The sequence below is a fragment of the Kushneria pakistanensis genome (assembly GCF_014652795.1).
Classification (GTDB): Bacteria; Pseudomonadota; Gammaproteobacteria; order Pseudomonadales; family Halomonadaceae; genus Kushneria; species Kushneria pakistanensis.
In genome coordinates, this window is record NZ_BMZM01000001.1 from 618,564 (window position 1) to 631,466 (window position 12,903).

Annotated in this window: 11 protein-coding genes; 9 read left to right on the forward strand and 2 right to left on the reverse strand. The window is 61.6% G+C overall.

What is annotated here, in order from left to right:
* The first annotated feature begins 65 nt into the window (after positions 1-65).
* Both IE123_RS02695 and recC read left to right on the forward strand, forming a co-directional pair.
* On the forward strand, positions 66-869 hold the full coding sequence (locus IE123_RS02695; RefSeq protein WP_189514832.1) for an SDR family NAD(P)-dependent oxidoreductase: 804 nt from the start codon (positions 66-68) through the stop codon (positions 867-869).
* A 120-nt stretch (positions 870-989) separates the two neighbouring features.
* Positions 990-4,496 carry an exodeoxyribonuclease V subunit gamma gene (gene recC, locus IE123_RS02700; protein WP_189514834.1) on the forward strand — a complete coding sequence of 1,169 codons (3,507 nt, stop codon included), beginning with the start codon at positions 990-992 and terminating at the stop codon, positions 4,494-4,496.
* A 14-nt stretch (positions 4,497-4,510) separates the two neighbouring features.
* Here the strand turns inward: recC and IE123_RS02705 are convergent, their stop codons facing one another.
* On the reverse strand, positions 4,511-4,981 hold the full coding sequence (locus IE123_RS02705; protein ID WP_189514836.1) for a nuclear transport factor 2 family protein: 471 nt from the start codon (positions 4,979-4,981) through the stop codon (positions 4,511-4,513).
* 150 nt (positions 4,982-5,131) lie between these two features.
* Here IE123_RS02705 and IE123_RS02710 point away from each other — a divergent pair, with 150 nt between their 5' ends.
* The 3 genes from IE123_RS02710 to IE123_RS02720 are packed head-to-tail and all read left to right on the forward strand — an operon-like array spanning position 5,132 to position 7,271.
* Positions 5,132-6,151: an XdhC family protein gene (locus IE123_RS02710; protein WP_189514838.1), complete on the forward strand. Its 1,020-nt coding sequence runs from the start codon at positions 5,132-5,134 to the stop codon at positions 6,149-6,151.
* Positions 6,151-6,774: a nucleotidyltransferase family protein gene (locus IE123_RS02715; protein ID WP_189514840.1), complete on the forward strand. Its 624-nt coding sequence runs from the start codon at positions 6,151-6,153 to the stop codon at positions 6,772-6,774. Before IE123_RS02710 ends, IE123_RS02715 begins: the two co-directional genes overlap by 1 nt.
* Positions 6,775-6,785: 11 nt before the next feature.
* The gene (locus IE123_RS02720; protein ID WP_189514842.1) at positions 6,786-7,271 is read left to right on the forward strand and encodes a LabA-like NYN domain-containing protein; all 486 of its coding nucleotides are present in this window, start codon (positions 6,786-6,788) and stop codon (positions 7,269-7,271) included.
* 64 nt (positions 7,272-7,335) lie between these two features.
* On the opposite strand, the gene IE123_RS02725 is transcribed toward IE123_RS02720, so the two are convergent.
* Positions 7,336-7,791, reverse strand: coding sequence for a hypothetical protein (locus tag IE123_RS02725; protein ID WP_189514844.1), 456 nt, complete (start codon positions 7,789-7,791; stop codon positions 7,336-7,338).
* 84 nt (positions 7,792-7,875) lie between these two features.
* Here IE123_RS02725 and IE123_RS02730 point away from each other — a divergent pair, with 84 nt between their 5' ends.
* The 4 genes from IE123_RS02730 (at position 7,876) to IE123_RS02745 (ending at position 12,820) form a co-directional block, all read left to right on the forward strand.
* Positions 7,876-9,099, forward strand: coding sequence for a winged helix-turn-helix domain-containing protein (locus IE123_RS02730; RefSeq protein WP_189514846.1), 1,224 nt, complete (start codon positions 7,876-7,878; stop codon positions 9,097-9,099).
* 90 nt (positions 9,100-9,189) lie between these two features.
* Positions 9,190-10,419, forward strand: coding sequence for an MFS transporter (locus IE123_RS02735; RefSeq protein WP_189514848.1), 1,230 nt, complete (start codon positions 9,190-9,192; stop codon positions 10,417-10,419).
* Between the two features lie 157 nt (positions 10,420-10,576).
* A complete protein-coding gene (locus IE123_RS02740) occupies positions 10,577-11,107 on the forward strand; it encodes an ankyrin repeat domain-containing protein (protein WP_189514851.1) in 531 nt (176 codons plus the stop codon).
* Positions 11,108-11,230: 123 nt separating this feature from the next.
* Positions 11,231-12,820: an ABC-F family ATPase gene (locus IE123_RS02745; protein ID WP_189514853.1), complete on the forward strand. Its 1,590-nt coding sequence runs from the start codon at positions 11,231-11,233 to the stop codon at positions 12,818-12,820.
* Positions 12,821-12,903: the final 83 nt, after the last annotated feature.

Consider the following 12,903-nt stretch of genomic DNA (forward strand, 5'->3'; position numbering starts at 1 on the left):
CTCATGTGAGCCTGGCTTTTTTATGGCCATCCATTTATGGACAATCATCTCAGGGAGAGAAGCAGATGGAGATCACGCTCAAGGGCAAGACAGCACTGGTGACCGGTGCCAACCGCGGTATCGGCGCACATATGGCCGAATCGCTCGCCCGTGCCGGCGCCAACGTGGCCTTTCATACGCGCAAACCTCGTGATGAGGTCAACGAGACTGCCGAGCGGCTGGCAAGGGAGTGCGGTATTACAACCGGTGTGGTGGTCGCGGATCTGGGCGACCCGAACGCCGTGGATGACATGTTCCTGCAGTTTGACGATCAGTTCGAGCAGATCGATATCCTGATCAACAACGCAGGGTTTGAAAACGCCCATGCGCTGGAAGACATGCCTCGTGAGGACTGGCAGTCCCTGATGAACGTCAATCTCAATGCGCCGTTTTACTGCTCGCAGCACGCCGCCCGACGCATGAAACAACAGGGACAGGGTGGCGTCATCATCAACGTCCAGTCCATTCATGATGAGGTAGTCAGAAAGGGTGTGGCGCACTACAGCGTTGCCAAGGCCGGTCTCAAGACCCTGACCCGTGCCGCCGCCGTGGAGTGGGGCGAATACGGCATTCGCGTGGTAGGGCTTTCGCCGGGCGCCATCAGCACCGATATCAACCAGGAAGATAACGAACGCCTGGGCATCGACAACATGAACAGCTGGATTCCGCTGGGCTTTATCGGCGAGACGAAGGATGTCGCTGGTGTCACGGTCTTTCTGTGCTCGGAGCAGGCGCGCTATATCACCGGCACCACCCTCTATGTCGATGGCGCCTTCATGCATAACGTCATGCGTTATGACATGCGCCCGGACCATGATCTTGGCGTCTAGTCCCTGATGAACGCCTGCAAGGCGCGGGGGAGTAGTACTCCCGCGTCGTGAAGGCTTCGCAGCTCCCGGCGCGACAGGTAGGATAGGCGGCCCCACCGTCTGCTGTGCTCCGGGAGCGCGATGTTTACCGTTTTGCATGCCAACCATCTCGAGGATCTGCGTGATCTGGCCATGGCGCTTTCCGAGCGCGACCCGCTGGCGCCGCTTGAAAGTGAAACCTTCCTGGTGCAATCCAACGGCATGGCGCAGTGGCTGCAGCTGTGTCTGGCACAGCATCATGGCGTGGCGGCCTCGCTTGATTTCCCCCTGCCTTCGAGCTTTGTCTGGCGCGCCTATCGTGCCGTGCTCGGCGATGACATTCCCAGGCGCTCTCCCTTTGACAAGGGGCCGATGACCTGGCGGCTGATGCGACTGTTGCCGCGCCTTTTGCGTCAGAGCGAATTTGCCCCACTGGCCCACTATCTTGATGACGAGATGCCCGTCGGAGAACAGGTCTCCGATATGCCGCCCTGCGGTGAGCGCAAGAGCTATCAGCTGGCCTCCAGGCTGGCGGATCTGTTTGACCAGTATCTGGTCTACCGACCCGACTGGATGGCCGCCTGGGCACGGGGAGAGACCGCGCCTGGTGATATTGCTCCGGTGGACCACTGGCAGCCGATGCTCTGGCGTGCGCTTCTGGAAGACGCCTCGGAAGAGGCACAGCGCCATCATCGTGCGGCGCTGCATGACCGTTTTCTGGTACAGGCCCGTGCGCTTGAATCCGTGCCGAAGGGACTGCCGCGCCGGCTGTTTGTCTTTGGCATTTCGGCGCTGCCGTTTCAGCTGCTTGAGGCCCTGCATGCCCTGTCCGGCGTGATGGATGTGATACTGATGGTGGCCAACCCGTGTCGTTTTTACTGGGGCGATATCGTGGCCGATCGCGACGTGCTGCGGGCCAAGCTCCGGCGGGAAAGCCACCGCCAGCGCCACCAGGATGCCCCGTCGCTTGAAGGGCTGGATAGTGAAACGCTGCACTTGAGTGCCAATCCGCTGCTGGCCGGCTGGGGCGCGCAGGGGCGTGATTTCATCGAGGCGCTGTATGACTTCGAGGCCGACAACGCCTTTGACATGGAGCACGATATCTTTCGTGATCCACAGCAGGCAGAGGCGCAAAGCCTGCTGCATCAGCTTCAGCAGGAGGTGCTGGATCTGGTGCATCCGGCGCGACGCGCTGAAGAGGAAGGCGGCAAACGACTGATTGACGACCATGACCGTTCGCTTGCCTTTACCCGCGCTCATTCACCGCTGCGCGAGGTAGAGATCCTTCATGACCAGATGCTGGACGCCTTTACTCGCCATCCCGGGCTGCGCCCGAGGGACATGGTCGTGCTGGTGCCGGATATCGAGCGTTACGCCCCGCTGATTGACGCCGTGTTCGGGCAGATTCCCCGCGATGATGCCCGCTACATTCCCTATACGGTGTCCGATCGCATCGCCTCGGGGGCAAGCCCGCTGATGAGTGCGGCGCTGTCGCTTCTGGAGCTTCCCGAGCGACGTCTGGGCGTCAGTGAGGTGCTCGACTGGCTGGAAGTCCCGGCCTTTCGGCGGCGCTTTGATATCGAGGAGGATGAACTCGAAAAGCTGTCACAGTGGCTGGCCGGCAGCGGCGTACGCTGGGGGCTGGACGGCGAGCATCGCGACACGCTGGATCTGCCGGGACTTTCGGAAAATACCTGGCAGTTCGGTCTGGATCGCATGTTGCTGGGGTTTGCCATCGGAGAGGGCAGTTTTGACGGCATTCAGGCGTATGATGAAATTGGCGGTCTGGAGGCCGATCTTGCCGGCCGGCTGGCTGAGTTGATGACCCGCCTGCGGCACTGGTGTCAGCATCTGACAACGCCTGTGAGCATTGATGACTGGGTCGCACGTCTGGAGGAGATGCTCGGTGCGCTGTTTGAACCTGTCGAGCAGAATGACTTCGACATTCTTGAGCGCCTGTCCCGCGCTGCCCGAACGCTGGCCGAGGAAGGCGATTGTGCCCATTTTGATGAAGTGCTGCCGCTGACGGTCTTTCGCGAGGCGCTGACCGATCGACTCGATGAGGGCGGCCTGGCCCAGCGCTTTCTGGCCGGGCGGGTCAACTTTGCAACGCTGATGCCGATGCGCGCCATCCCGTTTCGCCATACCTGGCTTTTAGGCATGAATGACGGCGACTACCCGCGGGTGCGCCTGCCGCAGGACTTTGACCTGATGGCCACACGCCATCGCAGCGGTGACCGCTCGCGCCGTGATGATGACCGCTACCTGATGCTCGAGGCGATGCTGGCCAGCCGTGATGCACTGACCATCTCATGGGTCGGACGTGATCAGCGCGACAACACCGAGCGCGCGCCCTCGATTCTGGTCAGCGAACTGCTCGATACCCTGTCGATGGGCTGGCGGGCGCGGGAGGATGATACCGAGGCCGCACTGTTTGCGCGGCTGGTGACCACCCACCCGCTACAGCCCTTTGCACGTGGCTATTTCGCCAGCGATGAAGCCGCAGATACGCCCGAACGCCTGTTTACCTTTGAGAGCAGCTGGGAAAGTGTGCATCAGCCCAGAACCGTGACCACTGCCGAGCCGCTGGATGCGGCGACGCCGCCGGAAGAGGCCGCCGGGCTTGATGATCTGGAACGACTGCTCAGGCGGCCCTGGTCGATCTGCACGGCCGGCCGGCTGGGCATCCATTTTCATCCCGTTGCCGTACCCGAAGAGGATGCCGAGCCCTTCGCGCTGGATGGTCTTGAGCGCTTTACCTTCAAGCGACATCTCCTTGACGGCGCCCGGCGCGAACGGCCCCTGAGCGACATGGCAGATGAGGCGCGCCGCAAGGGCATGCTGCCGGCGCTGGGTTTTGGCGAACGATTGGCAGAAGGCCTGATCCAGCCGTTGAGGCAACAGCTCACTCACTGGCAGGAATTGACGGACACCCTGATGCCGGTCGAGGCGATGCGCATTGAACTTCGCGATCGCGCCGGCGTGGCCGTACTGGAAGATCGCATCGACGATCTGTGGCGCAATGAAGAGGGCAGGCTTTATCGCTGCGTACTGGCGCCGGCCCACTTTGGCCATTTGCGTCGCGATCGCGGTGGGCGGCTGACGCAATACGGCAAGCCGCATCGCTTGATCCGGACATGGCTTGAACAGCTTGCCCTGAGTGCCATGGGAGAACATGTGATGACAACGCTTGTCTTTGAGGATCGCCAGCTTGAGTTGCCGATGATTGGCGCTGATGACGCGCGAATCACGCTCTCGTCGCTGTGTCAGCAGTGGCGTGCGGCCGGCGATGCGCCGGTGCCCGCGGCGCTGGAACTGGCCATGGAGTATTTCGCCGGCTGGCCGAGACACTTTGACGCGACGCAGGACAGCGACCATCGAGAGGAGGGGCTTGCCCGGGCACAGGTCTGCTACGAGCAGGCCCGCTTCAACGGGCCGGCGGCCCTGCGCGAGCGTGAGCCCATGATGGGCGAGCTGTGGCCGGGCTTTGAGGCGCTGCGTACCGCCGGCTTCGAGGCCGCTACCCAGGCGCTGTATGCCCCCTTCATGACCATGCTGACAGCGCTGGCGGATGGTGGGAGCAGGGCATCAGACGATCAGGATTCTTGACGTCCTGACTGATCTCAAAGCCCCAGCTGATTGAGCCCCGGATGATCCTGCGGACGCGGACCGGGGGCGGGCCAGCGGAAACGACGTTCATCGACCTCGATGGGAATCTCGTTGATGCTGGCTTCCCGACGCACCATCAGGCCGTGCTCGTTGAATTCCCACATCTCGTTGCCATAGGCGCGATACCACTGATCGGAACGGTCGCGCCACTCATACTGAAAGCGCGCGGCAATGGTGTTGTCCGTATATGCCCAGAGCTCCTTGCAGAGCCGGTAGTCGAGTTCGCGCTGCCACTTGCGGTGCAAAAACGCGATGATGGCCTCGCGGCCCTGAAAGAACTCGGTGCGATTGCGCCAGCGTGAATCCTCGCTGTAGGCGCCGGCGACCCTTTCGGGCTGGCGGGTGTTCCAGGCATCCTCGGCAGCGCGCACCTTCTGGCGGGCACTGTCCATGTCAAACGGGGGAAGTGGCGGTCGGCTTTCCATGCGCGTACTCCATCACACAAGATAGTCGGGACGCTCAGGCTAGCATGTTCATGCTGGTGTGTTGATGAGAACCGCGCATGATCCGGCGGGGCAATCGTGAGGCTGCTATCCTTGTCGCATTATTTCCCTTTCTCCTTTCGGAGTGTCCGAATGCGTCATCTCGATCTGCAGGTGATTCAGCAGGCTCGTGAATGGGCCTGTAGCCATGACACGATCTGGCTTTGTACCGTTTTAAACACCTACGGCTCCTCACCCCGCGCACCGGGCTCGATGCTTGTCGCCACCAGTGATGGTCACCATGTCGGTTCGCTGTCCGGCGGCTGCGTCGAAGAAGCCTTCATCGAAAGCCTTCAGGATGGCGCTTTTTCAAGACCGGCCACCATCGTGCGTTACGGGGAAAGCCAGGAAGAGAGCCAGCGGCTGCAGCTGCCCTGCGGCGGTGTGCTTGAAGTGCTCATCGAGCGTCTTGAAGTGACCGATGAACTGAAGGTACATCTGGAAGTGCTGGAAGCCACCCTGCTGGGCCGCAAGCGTCTGATCCGCCGGGTCGATCCGCAGACCGGGCGTTACCGCGTCGTGCTGGATGAGTCGCCCAACGGGCCCGCCGTGACGCGCGATGAACAGGGTCTGGTGCAGATTCGCGTCGGGCCGGCCCTGCGCCTGATTCTGGCCGGCATCTCGCCGGTGGCCGGTTTTTGTGCTCAGTTCGCTCGCGCGCTGGGCTATGAGGTGATTGTCTGTGACCCCCGTGACGATGTCAGACGTGATTTCGTGGCGGCCGGCCATGGCGAGGGTGTCGAAGTACAGGCCGTGCTGCCGGCGCTGTTCATCGCCTCGGGCGCCTGTCATGAGGCGACCGCCGTGGTCGCGCTGACCCATGATCCCCGCATCGATGATCCGGCCATGGTCGAGGCGGTCAAAACACCGGCGTTCTACATCGGTGTGATGGGCTCACAAAGGACCTCGCAAAAGCGCGCCGAGCGGCTCAAGCGCTCCGGTGGGCTCAACGATGAAGAGATCGCGCGCCTGCACATGCCGATTGGCATGGACCTTGGCAGCAAGGCGCCTGCCGAGATTGCACTGGCCGTGGTGGCCGACATCATGCGCGTGTTCAACGGTAAGGCAGGCGAGGCGCACCTCGCTGCAGCACCTGTCGCCACTGCGGTCTGATGACAGCGCTTCAGGACGACTCTCAGTGGCGCGCTCCCGAGGTGCTGGGGCTGATACTGGCGGCGGGACACAGCCGTCGATTCGGCGGTGACAAACGCCTGGCCAATCTTGGCGGGCAGACACTGCTGGCGGCTACCACGCTAAACCTGCAGCCCCATGTGTCTGCCGTCACCATCATATTGCGACATGGTGAGCGCCCCGAGGCGCTGGGCCTGCCGGCAGAGACCGATGTTGTGCAGGCGCCTCCTGCTCCCATCGGCATGGGGACAAGCCTTGCCGCCGCTGTGTCCAGGCTGCTGGTCTCATCTGAATCGCGCCATCAGCATTGTGTGGCGCTGGCGCTCATGCTGGGGGACATGCCGTGGGTGAGCGCCGATACCTTGCATAAGCTGGTCGCACAGGCGTGTCATGACGTTATCGTGCGCCCGCGCCATCAGGGGCGCGCTGGTCATCCTGTCATCTTTGGACGGCAGTTCTGGCCGGCGCTGGCGGCCCTTGAAGGGGATGAGGGGGCCAGAGGGTTGCTCAAGCGCTATCAACAGCATGTCGTGATGCTGGATGTGAATGACCCGGGTATTCTTGGTGATGTCGACACACCCGCTGATCTGCCTACCCTTCAATGATTTGAGATCCCATGGCCCGAGTTGCGCTTTTTGCCGATGTACAAAACATCTATTACACCGCCCGCGAAACCTTTGGCTGTCAGGTCAATTACGCCGCGCTATGGCGTCACGCGGCAGGCGAGGATACGGTCGTGGTCGCCTACGCCTATGCCATCGAGCGCCATGATCCACGCCAGCAGCAGTTTCAGCATGCGCTTCGCGACATCGGCTTTGAGGTGCGGCTCAAGCCCTTCATTCAGCGCCGCGATGGCAGCGCCAAGGGCGACTGGGATGTGGGCATCACGCTGGATGTTTTTGAAACAGCCCAGAAGGTTGATCGGGTGGTGTTGATGTCAGGGGACGGCGATTTTTCCGAACTGCTCACGCGCGTTCAACAGCGTTTTGGTATCAAGACCGACGTTTACGGCGTGCAGGCGCTGACCGCCCAGGCCCTGCGGCAGGCCGCCGATCGTTTTGTCCCCATTGAGGGTGCGCTTTTGCAGAACACCCGACGCTGAGCCCGACGTGTCACCGCTACGGCACACTGTCGTTACTGTGCGCTGTCGTCACTGAACACTGCCGTTACTGAACACTATAGTGATGGCCGGCCAGGCAGGCGGCCAGCGCACGATGATAGGTGTTGGCCTGCAAACGCGAGGGCGGCTCCAGTGCCCTCACGGCATCAAATCCGCTTTGATCGATGGCCCAGCGATGGCACTGGCCACGGTCCTTGCCTTGCTGGCGCAGATCCTGACCGGTCATGGGATAGGCGATGACATCAAACATGTCGGCACCGGCCATCTGGACCTCGCGCGGGGCAGGCATTGGCGTATAGCGCCCGTCACCGCCGGCGGCCATGAACCAGCTATCGCGTGAGACGTAGTAGCGCTGATCACCGATCCAGATCGGACGGGCATCGTCGGGCAGTCCGATACGATCCGATAGGGCCGGGGCGGCCTGGACAAGCGTTGCCGCCAGAAGCAGGGAAGGCACCAGCGCGCTGCTCACGCAGTGATGCAGGACGAGAGACCTGACCATGAAGGCACTCCATAACGTGTGAAGGCACCGAGACAGGTGCCCTTTGCGGTCATGCCAGGGTATACGACAGGAGCACACAGCGCCATGACTCATCAGCTCTCGTCCGCGCGCGTTCGCGCCATGACGCTCACCGCGCAGGGATTTGGCGCCGACCGCGATGGCCCCGAACCAAACAGTCGAGCGCTTTTAAGCCTCATCCGAAGGCTTGGACTGCTGCAGATCGACAGCGTCAATGTGCTGTGCCGGGCCCATTACATGCCGCTGTATTCCCGCCTGGGGCCCTACGATCGGGGGCAGCTTGAACGCTTTAATCAGGGCCCGCCTTCACAGCGGCGTCTGTTTGAATACTGGGGACATGAGGCCTCGCTGATCCCTGTTGAAGACTACCCGCTCTATCGCTTTCGCATGCAGCGCGCCCGTGAAGGCGGCGGCGGGCTCTACAAGCGGCTGGCCCGCTTTTCACAGGAGCATCCGGCATTCATTGCGACAGTGCTTGAGGAGATTCGACGCCACGGCGCCCTGGCGGCCTCTGATCTGAGTAATGGTGGGCGCGGGCAGGGCAGCTGGTGGGGCTGGAGTCAGGGCAAGTCAGCGCTTGAATATCTCTTCTGGAGCGGTCAGGTGCTGGTCGCGCACCGGCGTGGCAACTTCGAACGCGTCTATGATCTGCCCGAGCGGGTCGTCGGGTCTGAAGCGGTAGCGGCACCCGAACTTTCCCCTGAGCAGGCCCAGCAGGCGCTGGTCGAGCGTGCCGTGCGGGCGATGGGCGTGGCGAGCGTGCGCGATGTTCAGCGCTATTTTCGCCTTGACGCCCGTGAGGTGCGTGCACGTATTGAGGCGCTGGTCGACACCGCAGAGCTGGTGCCCGTCACCGTAGAGGGCTGGTCGATGCCGGCCTGGCAGCATACCAGAGCGCGTGTCAGTCGCCGGGCCGCCAATACCACGGCGCTGCTGTCGCCCTTTGATCCGCTGATGTGGGACCGCGAGCGTGCCGCCCGGGTGTTTGATTTTCACTACCGCATCGAGATCTATACGCCATCGCATCTACGCCAGTACGGCTATTACGTGTTGCCCTTCATGCTGAAAGGGCAGATGGCGGCCCGGGTGGATCTCAAGGCCGAGCGCGCCTCCGGCGTATTGCAGGTGGTAGCGGCCCACCCCGAGTCAAACGTTTCGATGGTGGTGCTGGCCCCGGCACTGTTGGAGGAGCTCTCACGGCTGGCCCGATTTCTGGGGCTCGCCCGGGTGCAGGTAAAGGGCAGCGGTATGCTGGACCGTGCGCTGGAAGCCGCCTGTAGCGACGTTTGAAGAATCGAACGTCGAACTGTTACAAGGCCATCGTCAGGCGTATGGTAAATGTCATACAACCTTACCCCGTGACCACTACCGAACAAGACCATGTCCTCTGATCACTGTGCTGGAGAAACACCCGCAGGCACCAACCTTCGAATCATCGCCATCGTCAGCTCCACCTTTGTCAGTATGCTCTGCATCGGGATGACGCTGACGGTACTGCCGCCCTGGATGCACGGCCCGCTGGCCTTTGATGCCGTGACGGTCGGCGCCGTCATCAGCCTTCAGTTCGTGGCGACCCTTTTATCGCGACCCTTCTCCAGTCAAATGGCCGACCGGCTCGGCGCCAAGCGCGTGGTGCTACTGGGCATGGGTGGCTGTGCGCTCAACGGTGCGCTGATCCTTCTGGCAGCGTTTTGCGTTCAGTGGCCGCTTGCGAGTCTGGTGTTACTGATCCTGAGCCGGCTGGCACTGGGGGTTTCCCAGGGCATGATCGGTACGGGGTCACTGAGCTGGGGCATTGGGCTTGTCGGCCCGGCCCTGATGAGCAAGGTCATCTCCTGGAACGGCATTGCAGGATTCGGTGCGCTGGCCATCGGTGCGCCGCTGGGTGCCGTGCTGGCACAACACTTCGGGGTGATCAGCGTGGGGATATTTATCGTGCTGATCGGAACACTGGCTCTCGCACTGGCCTGGCGGCGGCCGGCGTCACCCATTGTCAGCGGCAAGCGGGTGCCGTTTGCACGCGTCTTTCGGGTCGTGGCGCCCTATGGTGGCGCGCTGGCCCTGAGCTCGGTCGGCTACGGCGTCATTGCCACCTTCATCACGCTATATTATGCCGAGCAGCAGTGGGAGCATGCCGCCTGGGGACTGAGTGCCTTCGGGGCCGCCTTTATCACGGCGCGTGTGCTCTTTGCCGATACCGTCAATCGCTTTGGCGGCTATCGTGTCACGCTGGTGTGTTTCACGGTCGAGCTGGCAGGGCTTGCGGCCCTGTGGCAGGCCACCCACCCGGGCGTTGCCCTGCTGGGTGCGGTGCTGGCGGGCCTTGGGGTGTCGCTGATCTATCCGGCGCTGGGAGTGGTGGCAGTCGCCAAGATTGCGGCCACCAGCCGCAGCGCGGCACTTGGCGCCTATTCGGTCTTTCTGGATGCTGCCGTCGGACTGACCGGGCCGCTGGCGGGTTTCATTGCCGGTCGGGCCGGCTATTCAGCCATCTTTCTGTTTGCGGCGCTATGTAGTCTGGCCGGTTTTGGTCTGTGTGCGGGGCTTTACACCATCTCGATCAGGCGCCGGGCACGTGCCGAGCTTTTATCCCGGAACGGTAACCCGTGACCCTTGCGAGAACCTGCATAAAACCTTATGAGCCATATAGGTTGATAGTATTTAAGTAAGAAAATTGAAATGCTTATTATTGGATGCTATGAGTTGTAGCCTGTCATGTACTAAAACGGCCAGTGTGGTCTGACCTGTTCGCCTACCGGAGCAAGAGATGAGCGAGAACGAGCCCCAGAAACCCCGCGAGATCGACGAGGAAACGATCCAGCTGGCCACCGAAATCTTCAACATGGCGCGCGTGGGCGATGCCGAGAAGTTCAGGGAGTGGCTGGGCCATGGCCTGCCGCCCAACATGTGCAATCACAAGGGCGACAGCCTGTTGATGCTGGCCAGCTATCACGGCCAGTTTGATACCGTGAAGGTGCTGCTGGAACATGGCGCCGATCCCGAGATGCGCAATGACAATGGTCAGAACCCGCTGGCAGGCGCTGCCTTCAAGGGGGATCTGGCGATGGTGCGGCTGCTGCTGGAAAACGGTGCGGATGTTAACGGTAGCGCCCCGGATGGCAAGACGGCGCTCATGTTTGCGGCCATGTTTGATCATGTCGAGATCACCCGGTATCTGCTGGAACAGGGGGCTGATCCCGAGCTGCGTGAAAGCCGCGGCATGACGGCGGGTGAGCTGGCCCAGGGCATGGGTGCCGAGCAGACCACGGCGCTTCTGGGGGCAACCCGCGCCGATTGAACGTCTGATCCGGGTGCTGCTGCCTGTAAAGTATTCGGGCATACGCGTACAATCGCTCGCCACACGTCATCACTCACGCCCGAGTCGGTATTCCGACTCGGGCGCCTTTTTCGGATATTTCCCTTGCTCTCTACTGCCAATATCACCATGCAGTTTGGCCCGAAGCCGCTGTTTGAAAACGTCTCGGTCAAGTTCGGCAACGGCCATCGCTATGGTCTGATCGGCGCCAACGGCTGCGGTAAATCCACCTTCATGAAAATCCTGGGCGGCGACCTGGAGCCCTCCAGTGGTCAGGTCATGAAGGATGCGACCACAAGGCTTGGCAAGCTGCGTCAGGACCAGTTTGCCTTTGAGAGCGAGCGGGTCATCGACACGGTCATCATGGGGCATGAAGAACTCTGGACCGTGGCCGCCGAGCGTGAGCGCATCTATGGCCAGGCCGAAATGTCCGAGGAAGATGGCATGAAGGTGGCCGATCTTGAAGTGCGCTATGCCGAGCTTGATGGCTATACCGCCGAGGCGCGTGCCGGTGAGCTTTTGCAGGGGCTGGGCATCGGTACCGATCAGCATCAGGATCTGATGAGCACCGTGGCACCGGGCTGGAAGCTTCGCGTATTGCTGGCCCAGGCACTCTTTGCCGACCCGGATGTGCTGCTGCTCGATGAGCCGACCAACCACCTGGACATCAACACCATCCGCTGGCTGGAAGACATTCTGAAGGCGCGTCGTGCCACGATGATCATCATCTCCCACGACCGTCACTTCCTGAACAGCGTCTGCACCCACATGGCGGATCTGGATTACGGCGAACTGCGCCTGTTCCCGGGCAACTATGATGAGTACATGATTGCCGCCACCCAGGCCCGCGAGCGTCTGCACGCCGACAACGCCAAGAAAAAGGCCGAGATTGCCGAGCTTCAGCAGTTCGTCAGCCGCTTCTCTGCCAACGCCTCCAAGGCCAAGCAGGCCACGTCGCGTCAGCGCAAGATCGACAAGATCCAGCTCGAGGAGGTCAAGCCGTCCTCGCGCGTAAGCCCCTTCATCCGCTTTGAACAGAACAAGAAGATTCATCGCCAGGCGCTGACGGTGGAAAACATCAGCAAGGCCTGGGATGACAACGTGCTGTTCGAGCGTTTCGGTCTGCAGGTCGAGGCCGGCGAACGTGTCGCTATCATTGGCCCCAACGGCATCGGCAAGACCACGCTGCTCAACTGTCTGACCGGCGACATGGCCGTCGACAGTGGCGAGGTAAAGTGGACTGATGCCGCAGAGGTCGGCTATTTCGCCCAGGATCACGCCGCGGATTTTGAAAGCGGCGAGACGCTCTTTGACTGGATGGGCCAGTGGACCACTCAGGGTGAGCAGCAGGTGCGCTCGGCGCTGGGGCGCATGCTCTTTTCCAACGACGATATCGGCAAGTCGGTGCGGGTCATCTCCGGCGGTGAGCAGGGCCGCATGCTCTTTGGCAAGCTGGCGCTGCAAAAGCCCAATGTGCTGGTCATGGATGAGCCCACCAACCACCTGGACATGGAGTCGATCGAGGCGCTCAATCTGGCGCTGGAGAACTATCCCGGCACGCTGATCTTTGTCAGCCATGACCGCGAGTTTGTCAGCTCGCTGGCCACGCGCATCATCGAGATGAAGGAGGATGGCATCGTGGACTTCAGCGGCAACTATGAAGACTACCTGCGCAGTCAGGGTATTTACGGCTAAACAGGCGTGACGGCGACGGTGTGCTGCAGCGATTTATTCATGCTGCAGGCGCTGTCGCTATCGTGATGATGCTCATGGATGAC

Coding starts and splice junctions, on each gene's coding strand:
- IE123_RS02720 (WP_189514842.1), top strand. CDS start 6,786: ATGGCCCGAGTTGCGCTTTTTGCCGATGTACAAAACATCTATTACACC.
- IE123_RS02715 (WP_189514840.1), top strand. CDS start 6,151: ATGACAGCGCTTCAGGACGACTCTCAGTGGCGCGCTCCCGAGGTGCTG.
- IE123_RS02735 (WP_189514848.1), top strand. CDS start 9,190: ATGTCCTCTGATCACTGTGCTGGAGAAACACCCGCAGGCACCAACCTT.
- IE123_RS02710 (WP_189514838.1), top strand. CDS start 5,132: ATGCGTCATCTCGATCTGCAGGTGATTCAGCAGGCTCGTGAATGGGCC.
- IE123_RS02730 (WP_189514846.1), top strand. CDS start 7,876: ATGACTCATCAGCTCTCGTCCGCGCGCGTTCGCGCCATGACGCTCACC.
- IE123_RS02705 (WP_189514836.1), bottom strand. CDS start 4,981: ATGGAAAGCCGACCGCCACTTCCCCCGTTTGACATGGACAGTGCCCGC.
- IE123_RS02695 (WP_189514832.1), top strand. CDS start 66: ATGGAGATCACGCTCAAGGGCAAGACAGCACTGGTGACCGGTGCCAAC.
- IE123_RS02725 (WP_189514844.1), bottom strand. CDS start 7,791: ATGGTCAGGTCTCTCGTCCTGCATCACTGCGTGAGCAGCGCGCTGGTG.
- recC (WP_189514834.1), top strand. CDS start 990: ATGTTTACCGTTTTGCATGCCAACCATCTCGAGGATCTGCGTGATCTG.
- IE123_RS02740 (WP_189514851.1), top strand. CDS start 10,577: ATGAGCGAGAACGAGCCCCAGAAACCCCGCGAGATCGACGAGGAAACG.